33 protein-coding genes and 1 riboswitch are annotated in these 25,930 nt (G+C 45.7%); of the genes, 24 read left to right on the top strand and 9 right to left on the bottom strand.

Translation table 11 applies throughout. From position 1 onward, the window contains the following. Positions 1 to 37 precede the first annotated feature (37 nt). Entirely contained in the window at positions 38 to 1,339 is a 1,302-nt protein-coding gene (locus NYE68_RS13455) for a hemolysin family protein (RefSeq protein ID WP_324636716.1), read from the bottom strand. Between the two features lie 145 nt (positions 1,340 to 1,484). On the opposite strand from NYE68_RS13455, the gene NYE68_RS13450 reads away from it, so the two are divergent. The 9 genes from NYE68_RS13450 to NYE68_RS13410 all read left to right on the top strand — a co-directional run bounded on the left by NYE68_RS13450 (position 1,485) and on the right by NYE68_RS13410 (position 6,783). Further along, positions 1,485 to 2,435, top strand: coding sequence for a magnesium transporter CorA family protein (locus tag NYE68_RS13450; protein ID WP_007408319.1), 951 nt, complete (start codon positions 1,485 to 1,487; stop codon positions 2,433 to 2,435). 192 nt (positions 2,436 to 2,627) lie between these two features. Further along, positions 2,628 to 3,698, top strand: a complete 1,071-nt coding sequence (comGA, locus tag NYE68_RS13445) for a competence type IV pilus ATPase ComGA (RefSeq protein ID WP_007408320.1) — start codon at positions 2,628 to 2,630, stop codon at positions 3,696 to 3,698. Then, entirely contained in the window at positions 3,685 to 4,722 is a 1,038-nt protein-coding gene (comGB, locus tag NYE68_RS13440; RefSeq protein WP_154817564.1) for a competence type IV pilus assembly protein ComGB, read from the top strand. The genes comGA and comGB overlap by 14 nt, the downstream gene beginning before the upstream one ends. A gap of 4 nt (positions 4,723 to 4,726) precedes the next feature. Then, a complete protein-coding gene (comGC, locus tag NYE68_RS13435; protein WP_015417818.1) occupies positions 4,727 to 5,035 on the top strand; it encodes a competence type IV pilus major pilin ComGC in 309 nt (102 codons plus the stop codon). Continuing rightward, the gene (comGD, locus tag NYE68_RS13430; protein ID WP_015417817.1) at positions 5,025 to 5,462 is read left to right on the top strand and encodes a competence type IV pilus minor pilin ComGD; all 438 of its coding nucleotides are present in this window, start codon (positions 5,025 to 5,027) and stop codon (positions 5,460 to 5,462) included. Before comGC ends, comGD begins: the two co-directional genes overlap by 11 nt. Beyond that, entirely contained in the window at positions 5,446 to 5,760 is a 315-nt protein-coding gene (gene comGE / locus NYE68_RS13425) for a competence type IV pilus minor pilin ComGE (RefSeq protein ID WP_324636717.1), read from the top strand. Before comGD ends, comGE begins: the two co-directional genes overlap by 17 nt. Positions 5,761 to 5,773: 13 nt before the next feature. After that, entirely contained in the window at positions 5,774 to 6,169 is a 396-nt protein-coding gene (gene comGF, locus NYE68_RS13420) for a competence type IV pilus minor pilin ComGF (protein ID WP_324636718.1), read from the top strand. Continuing rightward, the gene (gene comGG, locus NYE68_RS13415) at positions 6,170 to 6,547 is read left to right on the top strand and encodes a competence type IV pilus minor pilin ComGG (protein WP_015417814.1); all 378 of its coding nucleotides are present in this window, start codon (positions 6,170 to 6,172) and stop codon (positions 6,545 to 6,547) included. 56 nt (positions 6,548 to 6,603) lie between these two features. Next, entirely contained in the window at positions 6,604 to 6,783 is a 180-nt protein-coding gene (locus NYE68_RS13410) for a YqzE family protein (RefSeq protein WP_003153093.1), read from the top strand. 39 nt (positions 6,784 to 6,822) lie between these two features. Here NYE68_RS13410 and NYE68_RS13405 read toward each other — a convergent pair whose 3' ends face one another. Continuing rightward, on the bottom strand, positions 6,823 to 7,152 hold the full coding sequence (locus tag NYE68_RS13405) for a DUF3889 domain-containing protein (protein WP_012117979.1): 330 nt from the start codon (positions 7,150 to 7,152) through the stop codon (positions 6,823 to 6,825). Between the two features lie 258 nt (positions 7,153 to 7,410). Here NYE68_RS13405 and tapA point away from each other — a divergent pair, with 258 nt between their 5' ends. The 3 genes from tapA to NYE68_RS13390 all read left to right on the top strand — a co-directional run bounded on the left by tapA (position 7,411) and on the right by NYE68_RS13390 (position 9,488). Beyond that, a complete protein-coding gene (tapA, locus tag NYE68_RS13400) occupies positions 7,411 to 8,082 on the top strand; it encodes an amyloid fiber anchoring/assembly protein TapA (RefSeq protein ID WP_324636720.1) in 672 nt (223 codons plus the stop codon). Further along, the gene (locus NYE68_RS13395) at positions 8,054 to 8,638 is read left to right on the top strand and encodes a signal peptidase I (RefSeq protein ID WP_015240205.1); all 585 of its coding nucleotides are present in this window, start codon (positions 8,054 to 8,056) and stop codon (positions 8,636 to 8,638) included. The genes tapA and NYE68_RS13395 overlap by 29 nt, the downstream gene beginning before the upstream one ends. A gap of 64 nt (positions 8,639 to 8,702) precedes the next feature. After that, entirely contained in the window at positions 8,703 to 9,488 is a 786-nt protein-coding gene (locus NYE68_RS13390) for a TasA family protein (protein WP_007408329.1), read from the top strand. A gap of 47 nt (positions 9,489 to 9,535) precedes the next feature. On the opposite strand, the gene sinR is transcribed toward NYE68_RS13390, so the two are convergent. The 4 genes from sinR to NYE68_RS13370 all read right to left on the bottom strand — a co-directional run bounded on the left by sinR (position 9,536) and on the right by NYE68_RS13370 (position 12,741). Then, entirely contained in the window at positions 9,536 to 9,871 is a 336-nt protein-coding gene (sinR, locus tag NYE68_RS13385) for a transcriptional regulator SinR (RefSeq protein WP_003153104.1), read from the bottom strand. A gap of 33 nt (positions 9,872 to 9,904) precedes the next feature. After that, positions 9,905 to 10,078, bottom strand: a complete 174-nt coding sequence (locus NYE68_RS13380) for an anti-repressor SinI family protein (RefSeq protein WP_003153105.1) — start codon at positions 10,076 to 10,078, stop codon at positions 9,905 to 9,907. A 176-nt stretch (positions 10,079 to 10,254) separates the two neighbouring features. After that, positions 10,255 to 11,049: a YqhG family protein gene (locus NYE68_RS13375; protein WP_156240427.1), complete on the bottom strand. Its 795-nt coding sequence runs from the start codon at positions 11,047 to 11,049 to the stop codon at positions 10,255 to 10,257. Between the two features lie 21 nt (positions 11,050 to 11,070). Then, positions 11,071 to 12,741: an SNF2-related protein gene (locus NYE68_RS13370; RefSeq protein WP_031378948.1), complete on the bottom strand. Its 1,671-nt coding sequence runs from the start codon at positions 12,739 to 12,741 to the stop codon at positions 11,071 to 11,073. A gap of 144 nt (positions 12,742 to 12,885) precedes the next feature. Then, positions 12,886 to 12,986: riboswitch (glycine riboswitch) on the top strand. Positions 12,987 to 13,164: 178 nt separating this feature from the next. Between NYE68_RS13370 and gcvT the strand changes: the two genes are divergently transcribed. Genes gcvT through gcvPB form a run of 3 tightly spaced genes read left to right on the top strand, consistent with a single transcriptional unit; the run spans position 13,165 to position 17,094 of the window. Next, complete coding sequence (gene gcvT, locus NYE68_RS13365; RefSeq protein ID WP_031378949.1) at positions 13,165 to 14,265, top strand: glycine cleavage system aminomethyltransferase GcvT; 1,101 nt, start codon at positions 13,165 to 13,167, stop codon at positions 14,263 to 14,265. Positions 14,266 to 14,279: 14 nt separating this feature from the next. Further along, complete coding sequence (gene gcvPA, locus NYE68_RS13360; protein WP_015417808.1) at positions 14,280 to 15,626, top strand: aminomethyl-transferring glycine dehydrogenase subunit GcvPA; 1,347 nt, start codon at positions 14,280 to 14,282, stop codon at positions 15,624 to 15,626. Then, positions 15,619 to 17,094 carry an aminomethyl-transferring glycine dehydrogenase subunit GcvPB gene (gene gcvPB, locus NYE68_RS13355; protein ID WP_015417807.1) on the top strand — a complete coding sequence of 492 codons (1,476 nt, stop codon included), beginning with the start codon at positions 15,619 to 15,621 and terminating at the stop codon, positions 17,092 to 17,094. The genes gcvPA and gcvPB overlap by 8 nt, the downstream gene beginning before the upstream one ends. Positions 17,095 to 17,146: 52 nt before the next feature. On the opposite strand, the gene NYE68_RS13350 is transcribed toward gcvPB, so the two are convergent. Continuing rightward, a complete protein-coding gene (locus NYE68_RS13350; protein ID WP_007408335.1) occupies positions 17,147 to 17,527 on the bottom strand; it encodes a rhodanese-like domain-containing protein in 381 nt (126 codons plus the stop codon). Positions 17,528 to 17,719: 192 nt separating this feature from the next. On the opposite strand from NYE68_RS13350, the gene NYE68_RS13345 reads away from it, so the two are divergent. From NYE68_RS13345 to NYE68_RS13335, 3 genes are all read left to right on the top strand, one after another. Continuing rightward, positions 17,720 to 18,556 (top strand): biotin/lipoate A/B protein ligase family protein, encoded by an 837-nt coding sequence (locus NYE68_RS13345; protein ID WP_003153114.1) that lies wholly within the window; start codon positions 17,720 to 17,722, stop codon positions 18,554 to 18,556. Positions 18,557 to 18,655: 99 nt separating this feature from the next. Continuing rightward, on the top strand, positions 18,656 to 19,084 hold the full coding sequence (gene mntR / locus NYE68_RS13340; protein ID WP_007408338.1) for a transcriptional regulator MntR: 429 nt from the start codon (positions 18,656 to 18,658) through the stop codon (positions 19,082 to 19,084). Positions 19,085 to 19,198: 114 nt separating this feature from the next. Next, positions 19,199 to 20,074 (top strand): patatin-like phospholipase family protein, encoded by an 876-nt coding sequence (locus tag NYE68_RS13335; protein ID WP_022552971.1) that lies wholly within the window; start codon positions 19,199 to 19,201, stop codon positions 20,072 to 20,074. Here NYE68_RS13335 and NYE68_RS13330 read toward each other — a convergent pair. Together NYE68_RS13330 and NYE68_RS13325 are read right to left on the bottom strand one after the other, a co-directional pair. Then, positions 20,071 to 20,466 (bottom strand): SA1362 family protein, encoded by a 396-nt coding sequence (locus tag NYE68_RS13330; RefSeq protein WP_007408340.1) that lies wholly within the window; start codon positions 20,464 to 20,466, stop codon positions 20,071 to 20,073. The two genes, NYE68_RS13335 and NYE68_RS13330, sit on opposite strands and share 4 nt — an antisense overlap. Before the next feature lie 34 nt (positions 20,467 to 20,500). After that, positions 20,501 to 21,457 carry a DUF1385 domain-containing protein gene (locus tag NYE68_RS13325; RefSeq protein WP_254003284.1) on the bottom strand — a complete coding sequence of 319 codons (957 nt, stop codon included), beginning with the start codon at positions 21,455 to 21,457 and terminating at the stop codon, positions 20,501 to 20,503. Positions 21,458 to 21,678: 221 nt separating this feature from the next. Here NYE68_RS13325 and NYE68_RS13320 point away from each other — a divergent pair, with 221 nt between their 5' ends. From NYE68_RS13320 to spoIIIAB, 6 genes are all read left to right on the top strand, one after another. Further along, positions 21,679 to 22,209, top strand: a complete 531-nt coding sequence (locus NYE68_RS13320) for a YqhR family membrane protein (RefSeq protein WP_014418362.1) — start codon at positions 21,679 to 21,681, stop codon at positions 22,207 to 22,209. A 131-nt stretch (positions 22,210 to 22,340) separates the two neighbouring features. Beyond that, the gene (locus tag NYE68_RS13315) at positions 22,341 to 23,402 is read left to right on the top strand and encodes a Xaa-Pro peptidase family protein (protein WP_007612522.1); all 1,062 of its coding nucleotides are present in this window, start codon (positions 22,341 to 22,343) and stop codon (positions 23,400 to 23,402) included. A 24-nt stretch (positions 23,403 to 23,426) separates the two neighbouring features. Beyond that, a complete protein-coding gene (gene efp / locus NYE68_RS13310; RefSeq protein ID WP_003153123.1) occupies positions 23,427 to 23,984 on the top strand; it encodes an elongation factor P in 558 nt (185 codons plus the stop codon). Positions 23,985 to 24,130: 146 nt separating this feature from the next. After that, a complete protein-coding gene (locus tag NYE68_RS13305) occupies positions 24,131 to 24,412 on the top strand; it encodes a YqhV family protein (protein ID WP_003153124.1) in 282 nt (93 codons plus the stop codon). A gap of 77 nt (positions 24,413 to 24,489) precedes the next feature. After that, positions 24,490 to 25,413: a stage III sporulation protein AA gene (spoIIIAA, locus tag NYE68_RS13300; protein ID WP_324636721.1), complete on the top strand. Its 924-nt coding sequence runs from the start codon at positions 24,490 to 24,492 to the stop codon at positions 25,411 to 25,413. Beyond that, a complete protein-coding gene (gene spoIIIAB, locus NYE68_RS13295; protein WP_015417803.1) occupies positions 25,407 to 25,922 on the top strand; it encodes a stage III sporulation protein SpoIIIAB in 516 nt (171 codons plus the stop codon). The genes spoIIIAA and spoIIIAB overlap by 7 nt, the downstream gene beginning before the upstream one ends. Positions 25,923 to 25,930: the final 8 nt, after the last annotated feature.

The following is a 25,930-nucleotide window of genomic DNA, read 5'->3' as shown; positions in this document are numbered from 1 at the left end:
TAAAAAGCTGAATGGCCGGGAGGGATGTCTCCCTCAGCTATTCAGCTTTATCAGCTTCAATCGTAATGATATGATGGCTGTCGATTTCTTTTACCGTAAATGTGTAGCCTTCAAAATCAATGGTGCTCCCGGGCTTCGCGTCAATATGCTGAGTAAGAAACCAGCCCCCGAGTGTATCGACTTGATCAGCCGTAATCTCTGTTCCGAGTACATCATTGACGTCGCTGATCAGCAATTTGGCGTTCAGGAGATAGCGGTTCTTCCCAAGCTTTTGAACGGAAGGTGTTTCATCCGTATCAAATTCGTCGCGGATTTCGCCGACGATCTCTTCAATGATGTCTTCCGCCGTTACTAATCCCGCGGTTCCGCCGTACTCATCAATGAGAATGGCCATATGGGCGTGTTCCCGCTGCATTTTAACGAATAATTGATAAATCGGAATCGTCTCAATCACATGGATCGCCGGCTGGATGTAAGGGCTGAGTTCGTGTTTTGTAAACGCCGCTCCTTCTGACAGGAATCTGAATAAAACTTCTTTTATATTGATGATGCCGACTACATGATCTTTATCTCCTTTTACTACGGGATACCGGGTATATTTATTTGTTTTGATAATGTCCCGGAGCATATGTCCCGATCCGCTGTCTAACTGCAGACTCACCATTTCATTCCGGGGCACCATAATTTCTTTGGCAGTGCGCTTATCAAATGTAAAAATGTTATTTACGTAATGGAGCTCGCTTTTTTTAATCATGCCGCTTCGATAGCTTTCGGCAAGGAGCACCCGCAATTCCTCTTCCGTATAAGCCATTTCATGTTCGGAAGCAGGCTTCAAGCCGAACATGGCTGTAATCAGGCGGGCGGAATGATTGAGCAGCCAGATGAACGGAAACATTAACTTATAAAACAAAATCATCGGTCTGGCAGACAAAAGTGTAATCCGCTCGGCTTTTTGGATAGCAAAACTTTTCGGGGCGAGTTCGCCGATAACGACATTCACATATGTAACCAGCAGAAAGGCGATGATCAATGACAGGACTTGGGCAACCGCTTCGTGAACTCCGGTTTTTAAAAATAACGGCTGAAGCATTGCTTTGACTGTCGGTTCACCCAGCCAGCCGATTCCCAAAGCAGTGACGGTGATGCCCAATTGGCATGCCGATAAATATTCATCGAGGTGGGTAATGACATGCTTGGCTGCTTTTGCTCCTTTTACATCTTCCTCAATGAGCTGATTAATGCGGGAGCGCCTTGCTTTAACGATTGAAAACTCTATGGCGACAAAACACGCCGTTAATAAAATAAATAGTACGATGGCAGATAGTTTGATGATATACAATGTAACGCCTTCCGCGAAGGAAGGCTTGCACCTCCCTTTTTTCGGAATAATACCACTGTAGAAAGCTGCTCAAACATCGAACCTGGTTTAGCCTGCTTCATTTACGGTAATAAAACAAGAAAGCGATACTGGAGGATGACAAGAGATGAAGGTACATTCGGGAGCGGACTGGCTGTGGTACCAGCTCGGTCCGCATGAAAAAACAGAAGCGAAAAAAATGATTCATCACAATCACTGGCCGCAATGCGAAAAGTGGTTTGAACATGAAAATCATATAAACTTTCTGCGCTCAGATACAAATGATCAGAATAATGAAGCGGTTTTCGGTTCTTTAATCTATCATCAAGGATTAGATGATGAAAAAAACCATACCGTATTTCACTTTTATATTACGAGAGACTTCTTTTTTACGATTAATTTTGATTTTTCGCTGCTGCGCGGTGTAAAAGAAAAGCATGCCACACAGCAGATTCAAACCTGTGAAAATCCGATTGAAGGCTTTTTTGTTCTGCTGGGAGAGCTGATGAATTCCTATCTGATCGGACTGGATGAATTTGAAGTCAAGCAGCGGACGCTGAAATGGCAGATTCATGATGACAACAGCAAAGGAATCTTGGAAAATGTGCATAAACTGCGCCATGAGCTGTTCATTTGGAAAGGCCTTACACTGGGGGCTAAAAAAGTGGAAATGGCTTTAAAAGAAGCTTTTCTTCCGAAAAATGACAGGCAGAAAGATTACCTCAGAGCTCATCAAAAGATGGAAAGAGGAATTACATATATCAATGAGTTTGATCAGGAATTGAGCAATCTGCTGCACGCCGAGGAAGTCATTACCTCCCAAAGAGGAAATGAAATTGTGAAAGCCTTGACGATCTTTACAACTCTCTTTACACCGATGACGGCGCTTGGAGCTCTCTGGGGGATGAACTTTGATAACATGCCGGAGCTTCATTGGAAATATGCGTATATTTGTTCCATCGTGCTCATTATTGTATCAACCCTGCTGATTTATATTTATCTGCGGCAGAAAGGCTGGACAGGGGACATTTTGAGGGAGCATCAAAAAAAATATTTGCGGAAAGAAAAGAAACGCTAAGAAGAGCAGGCATACGCCTGCTTTTTTTGATGGCTGAAAATGGCCGAATGGTTCCGGATTTCATTCGGTAAATCAATGTCAGGTGGCTTATTTTTTATTTTTTTACGTTTTACACACTGTAAAACGCATAATCTCTCCTTTGCCGGCTTTTGTGTATCTGATTTACAATACGTGCGGAAGGAGGGAAGTCTTGTGGAAAATATAGAAACATACAGCAGGAACATCATAAACGAGGCCTATACGGCAAGGGCTTCAGATATACACATTGTGCCGAGAGAAAAGGATGCTTTCATTCATTTTCGCATCGGCCATGCTCTTGTGAAAAAAAGAGTCTTAAAAAAAGAGGAATGCGTAAGGCTAATTTCTCATTTTAAGTTTTTATCGGCCATGGATATAGGAGAAAGACGTAAGCCGCAAAACGGGTCATTGTCTCTGCCGCTTCCGACGGAAACCGTTCATTTGAGAATGTCAACCTTGCCGACAATGAATGATGAAAGTCTTGTCATCAGGCTTTTGCCTAAGCGGCAGATTCCCCCTCTGGATAAATTGTCCTTATTTCGGGGGGCGGGCGCCGCACTATTGTCCTTTCTGAAGCATTCGCACGGTCTGCTTCTGTTTACCGGCCCGACCGGATCTGGAAAAACGACCACTCTTTACTCGCTTGTCAACTATGCAAAACGGCATTTCAACCGGCGGATTGTCACGCTTGAAGACCCCGTAGAAACAAGAGATGAGGATGTGCTGCAAGTTCAGGTGAATGAAAAAGCCGGAGTCACATATTCCGCCGGTTTAAAAGCGATTTTAAGACATGATCCCGATATGATCATCTTAGGGGAAATCAGGGATGCCGAGACGGCTGAAATCGCAGTCCGCGCCGCCATGACGGGACACCTCGTTCTTTCAAGCCTGCATACAAGAGATGCTAAGGGCGCCATATACAGGCTGTTGGAGTTCGGCGTGAACATGACAGAAATTGAACAAACCGTCATTGCCATTGCCGCTCAGCGTCTGGTTGATTTAACATGTCCGTTCTGCAAAGAGGAAAACTGTTCCGTGTACTGCCGGATGTACAGGCAGACACGCCGTGCGGGCATTTATGAACTGCTCTACGGGAAAAACCTCACCCAATGCTTTCAGGAAGCAAAGGGAGAGCACGCCAATTTTCAATATCAGACGCTCCGCAGGCTGATCAGAAAAGGAATCGCTCTCGGCTATGTCACGACCGACAATTACGATCGGTGGGTGTATCATGAAGCGGATTAAACGAACCTGGCCGTTGAAGGATCAAGCGGCTTTTTTGAAAAGGCTCGGTGAAATGACGGAAAAAGGATACAGTCTGATTGAAGGGCTCAGACTGCTGAAACTCCAGCTGCATAAACGTCAGCTTGCAGAGCTGACGGACGGAATCCGACGGCTGAGGGAAGGTGATGCGTTTTACCAAGTGCTTGAGGCACTGTCTTTTCACAAAGAAGCCGTCTCTATCTGCTATTTCGCGGAGAAACACGGGGAATTGCCGGGGGCGATGAAACAAAGCGGCGAATTATTACAGAGAAAGCTCATGCAGACGAATCAAATCAAAAAAATGCTCCGGTATCCGATGTTTTTAATTTCTTCCGTCTGTGTCATGTTTTATATCCTGCAAAGTTTAATCATTCCGCAGTTTTCTGGGATTTATCAATCAATGAATATGAATACATCCGGTGCGACTGCTTTCATCTTTGCATTTTTTCGGCATTTTCATGAAGCCTGCGCACTGGCGCTGTCCGCCGCTTTCTGCTTGTTTTTGTACGTTTGGTTCTTATGTAAGAAAAAATCCCCGCAAGATAAAATGCTGATTGTTGTGAAAATCCCCCTATTAGGAAAAGCGGCCGTTCTTTTTAACAGCTACTTTTTCTCTTTACAGCTCAGCAGTCTTCTGAAATCCGGCCTTTCTATCTATGACAGCTTAACAGCTTTTAAAGAACAATCTTTTCTGCCTTTTTATCGAGAAGAAGCAGAGATGCTCATTACACGTCTGAAAGCCGGAGAAACCATAGAATCCGCTCTTTCTGGGCATCCGTGTTATGAAAAAGACCTTGCGGCTGCAGTCAGCCACGGACAGGCAAACGGCCTGCTTCACCGCGAACTTTATACGTACAGCCAGTTTATGATGGAGCGTCTTGAACAAAACGCGGCGAAGTATACCGGCATTCTCCAGCCTGTCATTTACGGTGTTGTGGCCGGTATGATTTTAATTGTCTACATGTCAATGCTGATGCCGATGTACCAGATGATGAACCAAATGTAAGGGAGTGCTTCGTCTGAAAAATCAAGATGGATTTACTTTAATTGAAATGCTGATTGTTTTATTTATCGTTTCCATTCTGCTTTTAATCACCATTCCTAACGTTACAAAACATAATCAAAGCATTCAGCATAAAGGCTGTGAAGGACTGCAGAATATGGTGAAAGCCCAAGTGACGGCGTACGAAATCGACCATGAAGGTAAAATGCCGGATATGAACGATTTACAATCAGAGGGGTATATCAAAAAGAATACAGTCTGCCCGAATGGTAAACAGATCTTAATTAGTGGCGGAGAAGTTACAGTTGAACAATAACAGGCGGACAGAAAATGGGTTTACCCTTCTTGAAAGCCTGATTGTGTTAAGTCTGGCGTCCGTCCTGCTGACGGTTTTGTTCACGACGGTTCCGCCGGCCTGCACCCACCTTGCCGTGCGGCAAAAAACAGAACAGCTCCAAAAAGATATTCAGCTTGCTCAGGAAACGGCTATCGCAGAACATAAAAGAACAAAAATCACTTTTCTTCCAAAAGAGCATAAATACAAACTGCAGTCAGGCGGAAGGATTGTCGAGCGTTCCTTTGATTCGCTTCACATTACACTTGTGACTTTACCGGAGAGCCTTGAATTTAACGAAAAAGGCCATCCGAATTCGGGAGGAAAGATCCAATTGAAGAGCGCCGGGTTCACCTATGAGATCACAGTTTACTTAGGGAGCGGAAATGTCCATGCTAAACGGAAATAAGGGGTTCTCTACTATTGAAACACTATCAGCAATGGCCATTTGGCTGTTCCTTATGGCGTCTATCATTCCGGTCTGGACGGGCATGCTGACAGATGGTCTGAAAATAGAAGATCGCCAGGAAGCGTACCGGCTTCTTCAGAAACATATCAGCACTTATATGATGACCGGAAAAAAGCCGCCGTCTCCCGGTGTGAAGTGGAAGGAGGATGGTGAGTATTACAAAGTGTGTACGGCTGACCGCAGCGAAAAAGAAATGTGCCTCAGCATTCTCAAAACAGACTGGCTTTACGCTTCTTAATGTTTTGTTCTCCTTGGCAGTCTGTCTTTTCCTATCAGGCACCTTAGGCCCGATTTTACATCTGTTTTTATCAAACCGGACCGATAACGGCGGATTAGACAGCCGGGAGCATCAAATTGCCGTTCAGCAGATCATGAACGAATGTAAACAGGCTGAGGCTGTGAAGCCGGCGGACGGCGGACGGGCGTTAGCATGCCGGAAAACCGGAGGCGAAGAAGTGCGTTTTGAAATTTATCATAAGATGATAAGGAAAAGAGTAAACGGAAAAGGCCACGTGCCGATCCTGCAAAACGCGGCATCATTAACGGCTGATGTGAAAAACGGCCTGCTCTTATTAGAGATCTCAAGCGTTACAGGTCAAAAGAATCAGGCGGTCATTCCGGTTTACAGCTCTTTTAAAGGTGATTAAATGTACAAATCTGACGGTTTTATATATCCCGCGGTTCTGTTTGTTTCTGCCGCAGTTTTACTTGTCATCAGCTATACTTCCTCTGATTTCATCACCCGAAAAACATTTGCAAAAGAGGCCGGGGAGTACTGGATCGGAGAGAACCTGCTCCAAAACGGCGCGCTGCTGTCAAGCCGCCATATGACACAGGGACAAAAGGTCCAAACTGGTACACAGCGTTTTCCGTATGGCACCGTTTCTTTTCACATCACGGGGAGTGATCGCCGGGAAACGGTTCAGGTTACAATTCAGGCGGAAACCACGACAGGTACGAGACGGGAGGCTCACCTTTTGTTCGATCAGAAGAAGAAACAGCTGATTCAATGGACGGAAGTATAAAAAAGAGGCGGCGGGACAACACTTCATAGTAAAGACAGCACTATGAGGTGAGAGCCGTGAAAACAAATGATTATGTAAAATATATGACTGAGCAATTCGTTAAATATTTCGATACGCCGAAACAGGAACGGAGAGAGCGAAAAGAAGTGCGGAAAGAAAAGAAAGTGCCGGCTTCTCAGCACTGGTTCGGAATATTGCCGTATAGTTTTAAGCTGTGGATGCAGCGGAAAAAATAAAGTGAATCACACGAAAGGTCCTCCTGATACAGGAGGGCCTTATTGGTATTCCTCAATGACGGCAATTTTATTTACCTTTTGGCTGTAGGGATTAAAAGAAATCGTAACAAACACACCAAATTCTTTTGCGCCATCCCGCAATGTCAAGTGGTATTGCTTGACTGCTTCGTCCGTTCTTTTCCGATCCCACACCTTTTGAATAAATAACGTTTGGGCGAGCGGATATCTTTTTTTAGCTTCCTTTTCTGCTAACTTTTCCCATTTTGATTTATGGTGAACAGCATAATAAGGCACCGTTTCCGCCTGAGCTGTTCCTGAAACCCCGAAAACAAGAAGAGAAAGGCAAATCAGACTTTGTTTGATCATCATTCTTCGTCCTTTCGCTGTATATACTTTCCATTTTGTTCTAGGCACCTCGTTATTTTCTCACGTTTTATTAGAAAAAATTCCAAAAAGGTGTGTAATTTGAAGCAAAACGCTGTTTTTAAAAGATACCATTCTCAAAAACGAACAATTTGACCGATTTTGACATTTTTCAAGACGATAATCCTTGATTATACTTTGTTCATAAAGTTCTTTAAAGAGAACGGTTGTCATATTTATTAACAGTTTTACAGGGGGTAAGGCATGTTCCGATTGTTGCGAATGGAAAAAAAGGGCAAGGTGAGATGGCGGATGATGCTATTGTTACGGCTTTCGTTCATTTTTTGCCTGTCCGTGACGATATGTGCTCAGTTCACAGGTGATACAAGTTCCTCCTTCAATGATGTGAAAAGCTTCAGTCTCCAGGTTCAAACGTGCGGAGATTTTCAATATACGGATGACGATTGCCGTTATGACGAACGCTGGGATCAAAGTGATTTACATATAACAAATCAAACTCATACGTCAGGCACCGTGTGTGCGCCGCTTCAGCTCTATGCCGAGCTGGAGAATAAGGGAAAAGAGCGGACTGTTTCTGACTGGAAATGGGAGCTCCATAAAATCGCTTCTCAGCAGCAGCCTTTACGAAACGGCAATGTTGTGGATAAAGGGCTTATTACTGATAAAAAAAGCAAAACGATTTATAAAATTGAGTCAAAGCGGTCTTTGAAGCCGGGCATATACGCATTCAAGGTTTACAAGCCTGAAGGGTATCCGGCGGACGAAGAAAAATTTGAGTGGTCAAAACCGATGAAACTCGTCAAATGCCGGGAACAGGCGACAGTTTCCGATCTAAAGAAAACAGAGAAGGAGCCGGCTGAGCCGGTAAAAGAAAGCGGGGAAGAACATGAAAAAAACGCTGAAACTGATCAGTAATATTTTGTATGCCGTCATCTTCAGCTTGATTATTGTGCTGACGTTAACGGTGATTTCGACCCGGGCTTCCGGGGGTGAGCCGGCCATCTTCGGCTATACGCTGAAATCCGTGCTGTCGGGTTCAATGGACCCGGAATTTAAGACGGGTTCGCTCATAGCGGTAAAGAAAATTTCTGACGTGAATGACTTAGAAAAAGGGGATGTGATCACCTTTACCCAAGATGACGGAACAGCCGTCACACACAGAATAATCGGGATCACAAAAAAGGACGGGAACCTGCTGTTTGAGACAAAAGGGGACCATAATGCCGCCCCGGATGCCGCACCCGTTCAAGCTGAAAAAGTGGCGGCCCAGTATACAGGATATCAGCTTCCGTATGCCGGATATGTCATACATTTGGCCAGCCAGCCGATCGGAACGGCGATTCTGTTAATCGTTCCCGGCGTCATGCTTTTGATTTACTCAATAACAGTCATTGTCAGCGCCCTCCGCGATATTGAGCGGAAAACGAAAGCGCTGGAAGAACATGCGAAAAAGGGAACCATCTCCACATGAATACGGTTGCAACCTGGCGACAGGATTTGATAACAAAAATAAAAAGTAAGGGGAGAGTACAAACATGGGTATGAAAAAGAAATTAAGCTTGGGCGTTGCCTCAGCCGCACTCGGTTTAGCATTAGTAGGAGGAGGCACATGGGCCGCATTTAATGATGTGAAGTCGACAGACGCTACATTTGCGTCAGGAACACTTGATTTATCGGCTAAAGAACAATCAGCCAATGTCAATTTGTCAAACTTAAAACCAGGCGATAAATTGACGAAAGATTTTGAATTCAGAAACAATGGTTCACTTGCTATTAAAGAAGTGCTGATGGCTTTGAATTTTACTGACTTTAAAGGAGCAAAGAAAGGAAATGAATCTGCGGAGGATTTCCTCAGTCAGTTTGAAATTACGGTTCTGACAGTCGGTAAAGAAGGGGGCAACGGCTATCCTAAAAATATCATTTTGAAGGCGGCCAGCCTGAAAGACTTATACTTAATGTCAACAAAACAGGATAAAGCAGCTGCCGAAGCGATCAGCAAGCACATTGATCCGAAATTCCTGAGTGAGAGCGGAAAAGTCAATGTAGCAACCATTAACGGCAAAACAGCTCCTGAGTACGACGGAGTTCCGAAAACGCCTGCTGATTATGACCAGGTGAGAATGGAAATCCAATTTAAAAATGACACCGCAAAAACTGCGGACGGATTAAGTGTGCAAAACAAGTTCCAAGGCAATGCGATTTCTCTTCAATTCTCTTTTGAAGCAACGCAATGGAACGGCTTGACCATTACGAAAGATCATACGGATAAAGACGGTTACGTCAAGGAAAATGAAAAGGCTCACAGTGAGGATAAAAACTAATCCGAAAGTCGGACAGTTAAAAGAGGAGTTGTGCACATATGGCGGCACTACTCCTCTTTTTGCGCTTTTCTCCATTTTTGATAATCTAAAAATTCACGAAATTGTTTTTTTGATACCCCGGATGTCATCGCATCGCGAACTAATTTCTCCCATTCACTATCTAATTGACCATCGTATTCGGTTTCATGTTTTTCATCAAGTAAAGTATGAACCGAGACGTCCAGAACAGCGGAGACTTTTTCGAGAAATTGAATGGAGGGGTTCGTCTGTAAATTTCGTTCTATTGAGCTTAAATAAGACTTCGCTACCCCAGCTTTTTCAGCTAGTTCTGATAGTGAGTAGCCTTTTTCTTTTCGGTATTGTTTAATACGCTGGCCAATCAATGTCATCACCTTCCTTGTGATATTATAGCACATTCAGAAAGGATTTACGGTATGACTTCTGGCTGCCTGGATATGTTGAGAAGACTTTTTATGCGAAAGCAGGTATTTGCGTATTTCTTCTAGGCTGATATTTGCTTTTTGGGCTTCTAATATCAGCTCAACCCATTCCTTATCTAATTGCGAAAATTCCATTTTTGCATTTTTCATGCATTTTCTCCTCCTAAAATACTTGTTTATGTATTTCAGCCAATCCGCCCATGACCTTATCTTTACATGTCTGGAAGTGATTCATCGCATGCGAAACGCCAGAAATTTTTTCTATATACTTTTATTATAATATAGATTTTCCAGAAAAAACGGGAAAGGTGTCGAATGGATAACGCTTATCCAGAAAAATTACTTTGCAGGAAAAATAAACCGCCGTTTTCAATCTGAATGTGAATGTTCGGCTGATATAAGGCTTTCAGCGCTTGTTTTTCCAAATGGTATTCCTCAGGTTTTTCCTCTGTCTGCTCATAAAACTGATCGAGCAGCCTGAGGTCCTTTTTCCATCTGGCGATCGCGCTGTCAGCCCAGTCTGACGGCTCTTTGGCGGCAGCGTCTTTTAAGTAATGCTCCATTCTTTTAATTCCGCTTTCCGGCTTAATCATCGGCGATATGGTAAAGCAATAGTCTGATATTTGCGAGGTCAGCGGAAGCGGTGCAAGTTTCTGCTGAAACCCCTCTATAATTGTTCCAGAAACAAGATGCAGGCCTAAAGACAAAAGTCTGTCTTTTTTCATGTCGGATTGGTATGAAATCACTACATTTAATCCAAGCCAGGGCTGAAGCGGCACTCTGGCTCCGGCTGATACAATTTTCTCATATATTCTTGTAAATCTCCCATTTTGTTTAACTGCTTGAAAGATTTGAAAGAGGCGCGGGGCTCCAAAGTAAATAAATTCGCCGTCCATATCCTCCGGAGCCGTTTCTTTATCAGTGATGAACGTAATCTTCATCGGGTTCGGTTCGCCGCCCGTTTTTTCACGCCAATGCCAATAAAACGGGCGGTTCATAATTTGTTTGTCCATCTCGACCGTCAACTGAACCGTCATAAAACCCGGCCCTTGTTCTGTAATCGGACAGTGGTTCGCTTCAAAAAAGCGCAGTAAAAATTCGTGAACCTCCTGCTGTCTCATGTCGCGCTTCCTCCTTTTAGATTAAGATCCTTTTTTTCTGGCGGGCTTTTCCGTACCGTACGACAGAAAAGAGGTGAGATTGTCCATTTTGATTCTCATTTCTTCCTCTGTCAGCGAATGGCATAAAATATCATGCAAATGGTCTTCAAAATTGCTCACTTTGATTTTTGTTAAGATGTCATCTAATTCTCCGACGACATTTTCAAATAAATGAATTTTGTCATACAGAAGTTTTAAGATATGCTCTTCCACCGTATGTTTTGTCGCCATATTGTAGATATGGACATCTCTTTCCTGACCGAGTCTGTGAATCCTTCCGATTCTTTGTTCAAGCCGCATCGGGTTCCACGGGAGGTCATAATTGATAATATGGTTGCAGAATTGCAGGTTGATCCCTTCGCCTCCGGCTTCTGTAGCGATCAGCACCTGCACTTTGCCGCGGAAGAGATCCTTCATCCAGTCTTTTTTTCCGCGTTTAAATCCGCCTCTGAACGGAACGGAGCTTATGCCGTTCTGCTGAAGGAACCATTGCAGGTAAATCTGTGTCGCCCTGTATTCAGTAAAAATAATGACTTTATCATTAATCTTTTGGATCAAGTCAACAACTTGAATCGCTTTTGAGTTTTGCGTGACTTGATTGATGCGGTCCATTAAATTAGCGATCGTCTGATCATCGAATGCGGGCGCTTGTTTGTCTTTTTGGTCAAGCATTTTTTTGAGCGTCATATACACGGCTTCCCTGCTTGAACAGCATTCTCTTTGCAGCGTCATAATGGAAAATGCGCTTGCGGGCTTTTCCGTGCCGTTTTTCAGTGCGGCGATGTCATCGTAAAGCGCCTGTTCCGTCGGTGAAAAGGTGATCGGCACTGTTTCCACGTGGCGCTTCGTCCATGTAAGGCCGGTGTCGCTCCGCGTGTTGCGGATCATCACTTTATTGACGAGCTCTTTCAAATGCTCATGAGCGTCAATCCCGTCCTTCTGATTGAAGGTTTCTTGAAATCCGCTTTCGTTTCCTAAATGGCCGGGCTTTAACAGTGACACTAAATTGAAGATTTCTTCGATCCGGTTTTGAATCGGCGTCGCCGTCAGAAGCAGGCAGTATTTCTTCACAAGACTTCTCGCAAATTCATAATTTTTCGTTTTGCTGTTTTTGAGCTTGTGCGCCTCGTCAATAATGACGAGATCATACGGAATAGAAAGCACAATGTCTTTGTGTGGCGAGCGTTTGGCCGTATCAATAGAAGAAACGACGATATCGCACTGTTCCCACACATAGCTTTTCTTCTGTTCAACAGCGGGTATTAAAAACTTCTCCTGAAGCTCTTTCACCCACTGGGAAACGAGTGATGCCGGCACAAGAATCAGGATTTTTTTGGCCAGCCCGCGAATCATATATTCTTTTAAAATCAGGCCCGCTTCCACCGTTTTTCCGAGCCCCACTTCATCAGCCAAAATCGCCTTGCCGTTCATTTTTTCAACGACTTTCTGCGCGACCTCAAGCTGATGTGGAAGCGGAGTGAAATCGGGCAGGTATAAAGGAGCCCTCAACCCTTCAAATTCAGGAATGGCAAGGGTCTGCTGGACTTCAGCCGACAGTTTGTACATCTCCCAATTTGACCAGGGACCGTCCGTTTTCAGCCGCTCAGAAAACTCTCCCGGCCAGTTTGCATCAAATATGATCTCTGCTGTCATATGTAACAAAACCGCCTTTCTTTTAAAAAACTGATTTATCATAATTTTTGTTGCTGGACGTAAATGAGGGTGGTAGGATATAAGTAATGATTTCACTAAAAGATATTGCTTTAGTATGTCCATAAAATTGGTAAATATGAGCGAATGACAGCAAGGGGAGAGACTCGGACGAAAGATGGGCGTCCGGGCGCCGAAGGAGCAAACTGCGGAGTGAATCTCTCAGGCAAAAGAACTCTTGCTCGACGCAACTCTGGAGAGTGTCTGCACTTAGAAGAAGCAGGCCACCAAAGGGGACGTCTTTATGATATGTTCATAAAGTAAACTTTCAGGTGCCGGGACAGAGAAACCTTCATTTTCATGAGGTGTTTCTCTGTCCTTTTTTATATGTTTTTACAATGCGCCAATGACTGAAGGGGGAAGATGATGCTGAAACGAACACCGCTTTATGACGTGTATAAAGAATACGGCGGAAAAACGATTGATTTTGGAGGATGGGAGCTGCCGGTTCAATTTTCTTCTATTAAAGAGGAGCATGAAGCCGTCCGCACAAAAGCGGGCCTGTTTGATGTGTCTCATATGGGGGAAGTCGAAGTATCCGGTAAAGACGCCCTGTCTTTTCTGCAAAAAATGATGACAAATGACGTTGCCGATTTAAAGCCGGGAAACGCGCTTTATACCGCCATGTGTTATCCTGACGGCGGTACGGTCGATGACTTGCTGATCTATCAGAAAAGCGAGAGCTGCTATCTGCTCGTGATTAACGCGTCTAATATTGAAAAAGACATCGCTTGGCTGACGGAACATGCGGAAGGCGATGTCACGCTGACGAATCAGTCTGACGGGATTTCACTGCTTGCCGTTCAGGGGCCGAATGCTCAGTCGGTTCTTACGAAGCTGACTGAATGTGATTTGTCCTCCTTAAAGCCGTTTACATTTATTGACGAGACGGACGTTGCCGGACGACAAGTCCTGCTTTCAAGAACAGGCTATACCGGTGAAGACGGATTTGAGTTATATTGCCGCAATGAAGATGCGGTTCATCTATTTAAGGAGATACTTGCAGCGGGAGAGCATGAAGGCCTCGTTCCGTGCGGCCTCGGCGCCCGTGATACGCTGAGATTTGAAGCGAAGCTTGCTTTATACGGTCAGGAATTGACGAAAGATATTACACCGATTGAAGCCGGAATCGGATTTGCCGTGAAACACAAGAAAGATTCCGATTTTTTCGGGAAGTCTGTATTGCGCGAACAGAAAGAAAAAGGAGCCCCGCGAAAGCTGGTCGGACTTGAGATGATTGAAAAAGGGATTCCGAGACACGGATACGCCGTGAAAAAAGACGGTGTTCCGATCGGTGAAGTCACGACAGGCACGCAATCTCCGACTTTAAAGAAAAATATCGGCCTTGCCTTAATCAAAACGGAATTCAGTGAAGTCGGAACGGAAGTAGAAGTGGAAATCCGTAAAAAAACGGTAAAAGCGAAGATTGTCCGCACACCGTTTTATAAACGTCCAAAACAGAGCTGAAAAAGGAGAGTCATATGAAGCATCGATATTTGCCCGCGACAGAACAGGATAAAAAAGAAATGCTGAAAGCCATCGGCGCAGAAACAATTGATGAACTGTTTGCCGATATTCCGGAAGATGTGAGGTTTCAAAAAGACTACCAAATTAAAAAAGCAAAATCAGAAACAGAGCTGACGAGAGAGCTGACGAAGCTTGCGGCGAAAAATAAAGACGCTGTTACATATGCATCTTTTCTGGGCGCAGGAGTGTACGATCACTACCAGCCGGTTATCGTCGATCATGTGATATCCCGATCAGAGTTTTACACGGCATATACGCCTTACCAGCCTGAAATCTCACAAGGAGAGCTGCAGGCGATTTTTGAATTTCAAACGATGATCTGTGAATTAACGGGAATGGATATCGCAAACTCCTCAATGTACGACGGGGGAACGGCGCTGGCGGAAGCGGCGATGCTTGCATCGGGACATACGAAAAAGAAAAAAATCGTCATTTCCGCAGCCGTTCATCCGGAATCGCGGGATGTTTTGAAAACATACGCAAAGGGCCAATATATTGAGGTTGTAGAGGTGCCCGCGAAAAACGGCGTCACAGATCTTGAAGCATTGGAACATGCCGTTTGTGATGAAACGGCCGCCGTGATCGTCCAGTATCCGAACTTCTTCGGACAAATCGAGCCGTTAAAGGACATTGAGCCGCTCGCACATAAAGGAAACAGCCAGCTGATTGTTTCTTCAAACCCGCTCGCGCTCGGTATTTTGACACCGCCCGGGGCATACGGAGCTGATATCGTTGTCGGGGACGCGCAGCCTTTCGGCATACCTGCGGCGTTCGGCGGCCCGCACTGCGGCTATTTTGCAGTAACGAAAAAACTGATGAGAAAGGTGCCGGGCCGGCTTGTCGGCCAAACGGAAGATGAAAACGGGCGAAGAGGTTTTGTTCTCACTCTTCAGGCGCGCGAGCAGCATATCAGAAGAGACAAAGCCACGTCTAACATTTGTTCAAATCAGGCGCTGAATGCTTTAGCGGCTTCAGTCGCGATGACGGCGCTCGGAAAAAACGGCGTCAAAGACATGGCCCGCCAAAATATATTGAAAGCTGATTACGCGAGACGCCAAGCGGAAAAAGCCGGCTTGCACGTAGCATTTGACGGCCCGATATTTAATGAATTTGCCGTCAGGCTGAATCTTCCCGTCAAGGAAGCAAACCGGCGGCTCCTGCAAGACGGCATAATCGGCGGATATGACTTAGGCCTTGCGTATCCGGAACTGAATCAGCATATGCTCATTGCCGTCACAGAGCTGAGAACAAAAGAAGAGATCGATTCGCTTATTGCGGGATTGGGGGATCAACATGAATAATCAAGATCAGGCGCTTATTTTTGAAATGTCCCGCGAAGGGCGTATCGGTTACAGCCTTCCGGAGCTTGATGTGCCGGAAACAGAGCTTGAAAGCCTTCTTCCCGGTGACTATATCCGCGATGAAGACGCAAAGCTGCCGGAAGTATCAGAGCTCGATATTATGCGGCATTATACCGCTCTTTCTAAGAGGAACCACGGAGTTGATTCAGGCTTTTATCCGCTCGGCTCCTGTACGATGAAATACAATCCGAAATTAAATGAAAAAATTGCCCGGATCGCAGGTTTTTCCGCTATTCATCCGCTTCAGGACGAGGACACGGTTCAGGGGGCGCTTGAGCTTTTATACGATTTAAGCGGACACTTGGAGGAGATTACGGGCATGGACGAGGTGACGCTGCAGCCTGCGGCGGGCGCTCACGGCGAATGGACCGGCCTGATGATGATCCGCGCCTATCACGAAGCGCGGGGAGACTTCGGACGGACGAAGGTGATTGTCCCTGATTCAGCCCACGGTACGAATCCGGCATCCGCCACGGTCGCCGGTTTTGAAACGATTACCGTTAAGTCAAATGAGCACGGGCTGGTTGACATTGAAGATTTGAAAAGAGCGGTAAACGAAGAAACAGCGGCGCTGATGCTGACGAATCCGAACACCCTCGGGTTATTTGAGGAAAACATTACGGAAATGGCTGAAATCGTCCATCAGGCCGGCGGAAAGCTTTATTATGACGGAGCGAATTTAAATGCCGTTTTAAGTAAAGCAAGACCGGGAGATATGGGATTTGACGTCGTTCACCTTAATCTGCATAAAACATTTACCGGGCCGCACGGCGGGGGAGGACCGGGCTCAGGTCCGGTCGGCGTGAAAAAAGAATTCATTCCGTATCTGCCGAAACCCGTTCTCACGAAAAAAGAGGGGCGTTTGACTTTTGACTATGACCGGCCGCAGTCGATCGGGCGTGTAAAACCTTATTACGGCAACTTCGGCATTAATGTCAGAGCCTACACGTATATCCGGTCCATGGGGCCTGACGGCTTAAAAGCTGTGACCGAAAACGCGGTTTTAAATGCAAATTATATGATGAGAAGACTCGCGCCTTATTATGATCTCCCGTATGACCGTCATTGCAAGCATGAATTTGTGTTATCGGGAAGAAGGCAGAAAAAGCTCGGCGTACGAACGCTTGATATTGCCAAACGGCTTTTGGATTTCGGCTATCATCCGCCGACTGTGTATTTTCCTCTCAATGTTGAAGAAAGCATCATGATCGAACCGACGGAAACGGAATCAAAGGAAACGCTAGATGCGTTTATAGATGCCATGATTCAAATTGCGCGGGAAGCGGAGGAATCGCCTGAAATCGTTCAGGAAGCGCCGCATACAACAGTTGTCAAAAGAATGGATGAAACCAAGGCGGCAAGAAAGCCCGTTTTAAAATACGAACGTACACTTGACGGCATCCGCTGACACGGTGTAAAAAAAAGAGCTGTCCGTTTTATACGGAAGCTCTTTTTTATGATTAGTTTTTTGCTTTAATTTTTCCGCCCCATTTTTTAAATCCGCCTTTCAGGTTGTAAATATCTTTACAGCCGTGTTTGCGGAGCGTCTGTGCCGCGCGTCCGCTGCGGACATTGTTTTGGCAGTACAGATAAACGGGTTTATCAGGACGGATTTCACTTTTGCGCTGTTTCAGCTGTGACAGCGGAATGTTGCGCGCGCCGAGAATATGGCCGCCTTCAAATTCATTCGGTTCACGGACGTCAATCAGCTGCGCTTTTCTGTAGCCCGCGCGGAATTCCTCTTCCGTAAGTGTTTTCATTAAACGCTGCTGGTAAAAATACGACACGATCATATAAACGATAAACGCCGCAACAATAATTAAAGCAATCATATTAGACAATGCGATTCTACTCCTTTAGCTTATAAAATAAAACCCTGCTTCCTGAAAACAAGGCTTACCGGACGTTTTGGGACAAATACTATTATAGTAAAGCATGAAGCGATTGTCATCCTTAATGAAACGAAATATTTTTCATTTTCAAGGCAGTTTGTTAAACTGATTTTATTAAAACGATAAAGAAGGGTTCAGTGTATGGAAAAAGAAACATGGCGGTTTATTGACTCAGGGAATGAAAGCCCGGCATTTAACATGGCGCTGGATGAAGCGCTTTTATATTGGCACAGCCAAAAAAAAATTCCTCCGGTGATCCGTTTTTACGGCTGGAATCCGGCAACTTTGTCTGTCGGGTATTTTCAAAATATTAAGAAGGAAATTAACTTTGACGCAGTACATAAACACGGCCTCGGGTTTGTCAGAAGACCGACAGGCGGACGGGGTGTTCTGCATGATAAAGAATTGACATACAGCGTAATCGTTTCAGAGGATCACCCGGAAATGCCGGCCACGGTGACAGAGGCGTACCGGGTGATTTCAGAAGGTATTCTGCAGGGATTCAGAAACCTTGGACTTGATGCCTGCTTTGCGATTCCGCGAACGGAGAAAGAAAAAGAAAGCTTGAAAAATCCGCGCTCGTCCGTCTGCTTTGATGCGCCTTCGTGGTATGAACTGGTCGTCGAAGGACGGAAAGTTGCCGGAAGCGCACAGACACGCCAAAAAGGCGTCATTCTTCAGCACGGTTCCATCCTGCTTGACATTGATGAGGATAAGCTGTTTGATCTGTTTTTATATCCGAGCGACAGAGTCCGTGAGCGCATGCAGCGGAATTTCAAAAACAAAGCGGTAGCCATCAACGCCTTAGCGCCGAAACGGGTAACGATGGATGAGGCCAGAATCGCTTTTAAAGCCGGTTTTGAGGAAGGGCTGAACATTCATCTTGAGCCTTACACACTCACGTCTGAAGAGCTTGCATTTGTCAATGAGCTGGCTGAGACGAAATACGCGTCTGATGAATGGAATTATAAGCGCTGATAAGGCTTGACAGACCGGAAGCATCCTTGTTTTTTCATGACCGTTAGTGTAAACTTGTAATGGTTTATAAAGTTAAGGTGCTTTTTGGGAGGGTTACTTATGACAACACCAAGTATGGAAGATTATATTGAACAGATTTATATGCTGATAGAAGAAAAAGGATATGCACGGGTTTCTGATATCGCGGAAGCTTTGGCAGTCCACCCCTCCTCTGTAACGAAAATGGTTCAAAAACTAGATAAAGACGAGTATTTGATTTATGAAAAATATCGCGGGCTCGTATTGACGTCAAAAGGCAAAAAGATCGGCAAACGGCTCGTATACAGACACGAATTGCTTGAGCAGTTTTTAAGAATCATTGGTGTTGATGAAGAGAAGATTTACAATGATGTTGAAGGAATCGAACATCATCTGAGCTGGAACAGCATTGACCGCATCGGCGACCTCGTTCAGTATTTCGAAGATGACGAAAGCCGGAAAAAAGAATTGAAATCCGTACAGAAAAAAACCGAAAATCCCGGTGAATAAAGGGCAGCCCGAAATGGGGCGCCCTTTTTTTAATGTCTTCATTCTTTGGTCTATTTCGCCCAGCCGTTTCTTAAAATAATAATACACCTTGAGATGGAAGGGAGAGGGCGCGCTATGCAGATTGACGGCGTATTTTCGGGCGGGGGGATAAAAGGGGTGGCGCTTGCCGGCGCTTATGAAGCGCTGGAAGAAAAGGGCTTTCGCTTTGAAAGGCTCGCCGGAACAAGCGCCGGCGCAATTATTGCCGCATTTATCGCTGCGGGCTATACGAGCAGAGAGGTTCATTCCATCATAGATGAGGTGGACGGAAGGCAATTGCTTGATCAGAGATACTCATTCCTCCCGCTGAAAATCCTGCAGTGGGTGTCGATATATTGGCGCCTCGGACTATACAGAGGCGATATGCTGGAAAAATGGATTGCGGATAAATTAAAAGCGAAGGGCATCATCGCGTTCGGTGATTTGAAAAAAGGCTCGCTCCGTCTCATCGCTTCAGATCTGACGAACGGAACGATGATCGTGCTTCCTGACGATCTTCCCCGCTACGGATTAAATCCGGAAATGTTCCCGGTTGCCAGAGCCGTCAGAATGAGCTGCAGCATTCCTTATTTTTTTGAACCGATAAAACTGAAAACCGAAAAAGGCACCTCGACGGTCGTTGACGGCGGCGTGTTAAGCAATTTCCCGATTTGGCTGTATTCAAAAGAACGCAAACGGCCGGTCATCGGAATTTCACTTTCGCCCAACGAAAAAGAGCGCCCGAAAAAAACAATCCGCAACGCTTTTGAGCTGTTCGGGGCTTTGTTTGAAACGATGAAAGACGCTCATGATGCCAGGCATATCGCGACAAAGTACGAACAGAATATTATTTTTATTCCGGTGGAACATGTGATGGCGACGGAGTTTCATCTCACACCGCAAAAAAAACTAGCTCTCATTGAGCTAGGAAAAAGCAGAACAGAGCAATTTTTGAAGCAATGGAGCTATTAAAAAAGCGCTCTGTTTTTCTTTTTATTCTTTTTGCCTTCTATGACGGTAAGCTGGGTCTGGCTTTTTTTCTTAAGAATCATCGGCTTCGGTCTGCTGCTGCTCGGCACGCTCCGCAAATGGCTGACCCGGCCTCTGTGTCCGGCGCGGTGCTTCGCTTTTTGTTCCTTCATTCGGAGCCGCGATTGTCTGGCCGCTTTTCTGAAAGCGGTTCCGTCACGGCCGGTGCGGCGGTTCAGGACCGTCCTCACGATAAAATAAATAATGATGCCTGCGATAATAACGGTGATCGCTCTTGAAATCATCTGCCCGGGGTTGGTTACCGCCGCATAAATGAAACCGAATGCGCCAAGCGCTATCAATACAGCAAAAAAAGGTTGTACACGATGATTCATAACTGCCCACCTCCAAAATAATAACGGTAACGGTTCAAATTACGTTGTGAGACGGCTTTTCGCTCTGTTCTGAAATGTCTTCCAGTCTGAGAAGCTCGTTAAAGCTTTCTATGGCAACCTCGACCTGGTCATCCGCCGGTTCCTTTGTCGTTAAAAGCTGCAGCCACAGGCCGGGATAACCGAGCACTTTCAAAACGGGGATATTCCGCACTCTGTTCGTCAGCTGGAGCACTTCAAAGGAGATGCCGAGAACGACCGGTATAAGCGCAATCCTGTCTAAAATCCGCACCCAAAGCGGATCTGTCGGAACGAGTAAATAGAAGAACATGCCGACAATGATCGTAAATAAAATAAAGCTTGAACCGCAACGGTAATGAAGCCGTGACTGTTTCTGAACATTTTCTATTGTAATTGGCAAATTCTGTTCATAACAGTTTATGACCTTATGTTCGGCTCCATGATATTGAAACACTCTTTTAATTAACGGCGTCATTGATAAAAAATAAATGTAGCCGAGAAGCAGAATAAGCTTAAACAGACTTTCGATTCCGATCTGCGCGGCGTCTGAGGAAAATACGGGCCTTACAAGCTCCGCTAAGAAGACCGGGACGAGCGTAAAAACGAATTTGCTGAACAAAAACGACAGAACGCCGATCACCGCCAGGCTGAAAAACATCGATAAGCCCGAACCCTTCTTATCTTCCTGCTCCAGCTTGGCGTCATCTTGAGGATCAAGCCCGTAACGTTCGCTGGAAAAGTTTAAATGCTTTGTGCCGTTGGCGCTCGCCTCAATGATGGCGACGATTCCCCGCAAAAAAGGAATCTTTTTTAAAGCCGAAAGCTTGGCGTTCGGCACTCTCGGAAGCTTGAAAAAATCAATGCTTCCGTCATTCCTGCGGATGGCGGTAACATAATTTTTTCTGCCGCCGAACATGACCCCTTCAACAACAGCCTGCCCGCCGTATGCAGGGGGCGTTTTTTGTTTGGACATTGTTTATCAACCTGCCTGTTTTCTTAGGATTTACTAACCATTTCCTTTCACTCTATTGTACAGGAAACCGCGGTAAACCTCTAGTTAGACAGTTGGGAAATCAATGCTTTTTCTACATGCAGTATACCCCGTTTCTTTAGATTTTACTCATTGAATGAAAATATGGCGCAGCTTTTTATGACTTTTCAATTTTGGGGCAGTCTATGACTGGAGGTGCCATGATGACAAGCGAAAAACATTCAGAACAGGAAGAAAAAAAGAAGCGGGATGATGATCAGCAGCCTGTTTCATTTACCGGCAGAATTTGCGGTATCGGATTTGCCGGCGGTGTATTTTGGAGTTTGATCGGCTATCTCGGGTATGTCTTTCATTTTTCAGAGATCAGCCCCAACATGATTCTTCAGCCGTTTATGATCGGAGAATGGAAAAAACAATGGCTCGGCACGATGGTCAGCATCGTTGTCATCGGATTCATTTCAATTGCCGGGGCGTTTATTTATTTCGTCTGCCTGAAGCGTTTTAAAACCATGTGGCCGGGGATGGTGTACGGCGTCATTTTATGGTGTGCGGTTTTTTTCTTATTCAATCCGATTTTCGAAGATGTGAAATCCATCACTGAATTGAAATCAGATACAATCGTGACGACGCTTTGCCTTTACATTCTGTACGGTTTGTTTGTCGGCTACTCAATTTCCTTCAACTACAATGAACTTACGTCAGACAAGCTTGCAAGGGCGCTCGGCAACAAGTGAATAAGTGTATAATCCCTGTCCGGTATGGTAAAATGTTCACGAGAAGTGAACATTTTTTATGCTGAAAACCGGGCGGGGATGCTCCCGCGTTGTCAGGCGGCAGTCAAGAATCGGCGAGGAGGAGAAAGGGAATGAAACTTGAGAAATTGCGAAATCTTTTCGGTCAGCTGGATATAGACGGAATGTTGGTGACAAGCTCCGCCAATCTGCAGTATATGACGGGATTTACGGGTTCGTCAGGCCTTGCGGTCATATCGAAAGAACGTGCGGCATTTATCACGGATTTCCGTTACACCGAGCAGGCGAAGACGCAAGTGAAGGGTTTTGACATTATCGAGCACGGCGGAAGCTTAATCCAAACGGCTGCGGATACGATTCTTGAGTACGGCATTAAAAAACTCGGCTTCGAGCAAAACAGCATGACGTACGGAACATATGCATCCTACCAAGCGGTGCTGCAGGAAGCGGAGATGGTTCCCGTCGCGGATTCCGTTGAAAAGTTGCGCTTGATTAAGTCAAGTGAAGAGATTAAGATATTAGAGGAAGCTGCGAAGATTGCGGATGATGCGTTTGAACATATTCTGACGTTTATCAAACCGGGCATCTCAGAGATTTCAGTTGCAAACGAGCTCGAATTTTATATGAGACGCCAAGGAGCAGACGGCTCTTCCTTTGATATGATCGTCGCCTCGGGAGTCAGATCCAGCCTTCCCCACGGAGTGGCAAGCGGCAAATTGATTGAAAAGGGAGACTTGGTCACGCTCGATTTCGGCGCTTATTATAAAGGCTATTGTTCTGATATCACACGCACCGTCGCGGTCGGAGAGCCAAGTGATAAACTGAAAGAGATTTATCAGGTCGTATACGATGCCCAAGCGCTTGGTGTCCTGCATATTAAACCCGGCATGACGGGAAAAGAAGCGGACGCCCTGACGAGGGATCACATCACCGCAAAAGGCTACGGACAGTATTTCGGCCATTCGACAGGACACGGGTTCGGAATGGAAGTCCATGAATCACCGGGGCTGTCTTTCAGGTCATCGGCCGTTCTTGAGCCGGGCATGGCGGTAACGGTTGAGCCGGGCATATACATACCGGATGTTGGGGGCGCAAGAATCGAAGATGATATCATCATCACTGAGGACGGCAACCGGACAATTACGCATTCCCCTAAAGAATTAATTATTTTGTGATCGGAATATAGGAGGACATCAAACATGATTTCAGTTAACGATTTTCGTACAGGACTAACGATTGAAGTAGACGGCGGCATTTGGCGCGTCGTTGACTTCCAGCACGTAAAGCCGGGAAAAGGAGCGGCATTTGTCCGTTCTAAATTGCGTAACCTGCGCACGGGCGCTATTCAGGAGAAAACATTCCGTGCAGGTGAAAAAGTCGCGAAAGCGCAAATCGAAACAAAAACGATGCAGTATCTTTATGCCAACGGCGATCAGCACGTGTTCATGGATACAAGCTCATATGAACAGCTTGAATTGAATGAAAACCAAATCGAAGAAGAATTAAAATATCTTCTGGAAAATATGTCTGTGCACATCATGATGTATCAGTCTGAAACGCTCGGTATTGAACTGCCGAACACAGTTGAACTGAAAGTTGTTGAAACAGAGCCGGGAATTAAAGGCGACACGGCGTCAGGCGGCACAAAACCTGCCAAAACGGAAACAGGTCTTGTCGTAAACGTACCGTTCTTCGTGAACGAAGGCGATACGCTTGTTGTAAATACATCAGACGGTTCTTACGTGTCAAGAGCGTAGTTAAAGAAATTCGGAGTCTGCTCCTTTTACGGGGCAGGCTTTTTTTGCGTTCTGCATCAAATCTTTCTTTTATATGAAAATAGTGAGACTACTTCCGTCAGCTAGAGCATATAGTGTAACAAAATGCTTGAAGTTGGGGGATTGCAATGAAATTTTTGTTTGGTTCAATCAATTCTACTGTTTTAACGATGGCCGGTTTACGAGTTTTGTCCTCGCTCATTGAATTATCGGCCGCTATTATCATGCTTTTGACAAACGACATCAGAAAAGCGGTTGTGGTGAATAGTATTTTGGCAATCGTCGGCCCGCTGATCTTTATCATCACAATGACGATCGGCATTTATCAGATTGCCGGACAGCTCTCATATGCAAAGTTAATATTGATTTTTGCGGGAGTAGTGCTGATTTTGGCCGGTGTGCATAAATAGAGGGCCGGGGTGTCATAAAGTCTGTCCCGGATCATACATTTTAAAGAAGCCAATCGGTAAAAAAGGAGGAGACTCTATTGAATGAGATTACAGAGGTTCTCCCTGCATTATTGAGAGATGCCATCTCCGCCGTGCCCGAAGAAGCGAGGCGGGATACAGAAGAAATCAGAATCCGCGTCGACAGGCCGGTTGAACTGATCCAAAAAGGACAACCTTTGTATTTGTCATATGTCTGTACGGCCGGCGACGCACAGCTGATCCTCAGCCGGCTCAGCAATTACAGTATGTACACGCTGGAAGAAGAGCTGAAAAAAGGATACATCACAATCAGAGGAGGCCACCGTGTGGGGCTGGCCGGAAGAGTCATCGTCGAAAACGGAGCCGTCAAAGGACTCCGGGATATTACTTCTTTTAATATCCGAATCGCCCGGGAGAAGCTGGGGATCGCAGAACCGCTCATTCCTTTCTTATGGAAAGAAAACTGGCTGAACACGCTGATCATCGGTCCTCCGCAAACGGGGAAAACGACCTTGCTTCGTGATTTGGCCCGGCTTTCCAGCACCGGATCAAAACGCATTCCTGCAAAAAAAACAGGTATCGTAGATGAACGTTCGGAAATTGCCGGCTGCCTGCGGGGCATTCCCCAGCACAGTTTCGGCCGCAGAATCGATGTCCTTGATGCCTGTCCGAAGGCGGAAGGGCTGATGATGATGATTCGCTCGATGAGTCCTGATGTCATAATTGTGGATGAAATCGGGAGAATGGAAGACTCACAAGCGCTGCTGGAGGCGCTCCATGCGGGCGTATCCGTTATCGTATCTGCGCACGGGTGGAATATGAAAGACTTGGTCAAGAGGCCGTCGCTGAAAATGCTTTGGGAGGAAAACGTGTTTGACCGGTATGTTGAACTGTCAAGGCGCCGCGGTCCGGGAACGATCAGCAGGATGTACGGAAAGGACGGGGAACCTGTTCCGCATGCTGAAAGCGTGATGACATGCTGAAGCTTTTGGGTGCCGTGTTTATTCTGACAGCGACGACTTGGACCGGATTTGAGATCGCCAAAATGTATATTGAAAGGCCGAGGCAGATCCGCCAGCTGCGTGCGGCGCTCCAATCGCTAGAAGCGGAAATCATGTTCGGGCATACACCGCTGCATACCGCCTCGGGACAAATTGCCGCACAGCTTTCCAAACCTGTATCATTATTGTTTCAAGCTTTCAGCACAAGGCTTGAGCAGGGAAGCGATTCCGCCAAAACGGCTTGGGAACAGAGCTTGAAACATAATTGGTCTTCCATGGCGATGAAAAAAAGCGAATATGATGTGCTGAAGCAATTCGGAGAGACGCTCGGGCTCCATGACCGTGTTTCTCAGCAGAAACATATCAAGCTTGCGCTTACACATTTGGAAGCGGCGGAAGCGGATGCCGGACGGGCGCAGGCGAAAAATGAAAAAATGGTGAAAAGCTTAGGATTTTTAGCCGGACTGTTACTCATTCTTCTATTGATGTAAACATGAGG

The organism is Bacillus sp. FSL R5-0447 (genome assembly GCF_038606125.1).
In the GTDB taxonomy this organism is placed as follows: Bacteria; Bacillota; Bacilli; order Bacillales; family Bacillaceae; genus Bacillus; species Bacillus velezensis.
Note: the sequence above shows the minus strand (reverse complement) of the source record. Positions and strands in the feature narration are given on the sequence as shown.

Bases quoted from the DNA above. Each gene is read 5' to 3' on its own strand.
- NYE68_RS13450 (WP_007408319.1), top strand. From the start codon at position 1,485: ATGAAGGTACATTCGGGAGCGGACTGGCTGTGGTACCAGCTCGGTCCG.
- comGB (WP_154817564.1), top strand. From the start codon at position 3,685: ATGAAGCGGATTAAACGAACCTGGCCGTTGAAGGATCAAGCGGCTTTT.
- comGE (WP_324636717.1), top strand. From the start codon at position 5,446: ATGCTAAACGGAAATAAGGGGTTCTCTACTATTGAAACACTATCAGCA.
- comGG (WP_015417814.1), top strand. From the start codon at position 6,170: ATGTACAAATCTGACGGTTTTATATATCCCGCGGTTCTGTTTGTTTCT.
- NYE68_RS13405 (WP_012117979.1), bottom strand. From the start codon at position 7,152: ATGATGATCAAACAAAGTCTGATTTGCCTTTCTCTTCTTGTTTTCGGG.
- tapA (WP_324636720.1), top strand. From the start codon at position 7,411: ATGTTCCGATTGTTGCGAATGGAAAAAAAGGGCAAGGTGAGATGGCGG.
- NYE68_RS13395 (WP_015240205.1), top strand. From the start codon at position 8,054: ATGAAAAAAACGCTGAAACTGATCAGTAATATTTTGTATGCCGTCATC.
- NYE68_RS13390 (WP_007408329.1), top strand. From the start codon at position 8,703: ATGGGTATGAAAAAGAAATTAAGCTTGGGCGTTGCCTCAGCCGCACTC.
- NYE68_RS13380 (WP_003153105.1), bottom strand. From the start codon at position 10,078: ATGAAAAATGCAAAAATGGAATTTTCGCAATTAGATAAGGAATGGGTT.
- NYE68_RS13375 (WP_156240427.1), bottom strand. From the start codon at position 11,049: ATGAGACAGCAGGAGGTTCACGAATTTTTACTGCGCTTTTTTGAAGCG.
- NYE68_RS13370 (WP_031378948.1), bottom strand. From the start codon at position 12,741: ATGACAGCAGAGATCATATTTGATGCAAACTGGCCGGGAGAGTTTTCT.
- gcvT (WP_031378949.1), top strand. From the start codon at position 13,165: ATGCTGAAACGAACACCGCTTTATGACGTGTATAAAGAATACGGCGGA.
- gcvPA (WP_015417808.1), top strand. From the start codon at position 14,280: ATGAAGCATCGATATTTGCCCGCGACAGAACAGGATAAAAAAGAAATG.
- gcvPB (WP_015417807.1), top strand. From the start codon at position 15,619: ATGAATAATCAAGATCAGGCGCTTATTTTTGAAATGTCCCGCGAAGGG.
- NYE68_RS13345 (WP_003153114.1), top strand. From the start codon at position 17,720: ATGGAAAAAGAAACATGGCGGTTTATTGACTCAGGGAATGAAAGCCCG.
- mntR (WP_007408338.1), top strand. From the start codon at position 18,656: ATGACAACACCAAGTATGGAAGATTATATTGAACAGATTTATATGCTG.
- NYE68_RS13335 (WP_022552971.1), top strand. From the start codon at position 19,199: ATGCAGATTGACGGCGTATTTTCGGGCGGGGGGATAAAAGGGGTGGCG.
- NYE68_RS13330 (WP_007408340.1), bottom strand. From the start codon at position 20,466: ATGAATCATCGTGTACAACCTTTTTTTGCTGTATTGATAGCGCTTGGC.
- NYE68_RS13325 (WP_254003284.1), bottom strand. From the start codon at position 21,457: ATGTCCAAACAAAAAACGCCCCCTGCATACGGCGGGCAGGCTGTTGTT.
- NYE68_RS13320 (WP_014418362.1), top strand. From the start codon at position 21,679: ATGACAAGCGAAAAACATTCAGAACAGGAAGAAAAAAAGAAGCGGGAT.
- NYE68_RS13315 (WP_007612522.1), top strand. From the start codon at position 22,341: ATGAAACTTGAGAAATTGCGAAATCTTTTCGGTCAGCTGGATATAGAC.
- efp (WP_003153123.1), top strand. From the start codon at position 23,427: ATGATTTCAGTTAACGATTTTCGTACAGGACTAACGATTGAAGTAGAC.
- NYE68_RS13305 (WP_003153124.1), top strand. From the start codon at position 24,131: ATGAAATTTTTGTTTGGTTCAATCAATTCTACTGTTTTAACGATGGCC.
- spoIIIAB (WP_015417803.1), top strand. From the start codon at position 25,407: ATGCTGAAGCTTTTGGGTGCCGTGTTTATTCTGACAGCGACGACTTGG.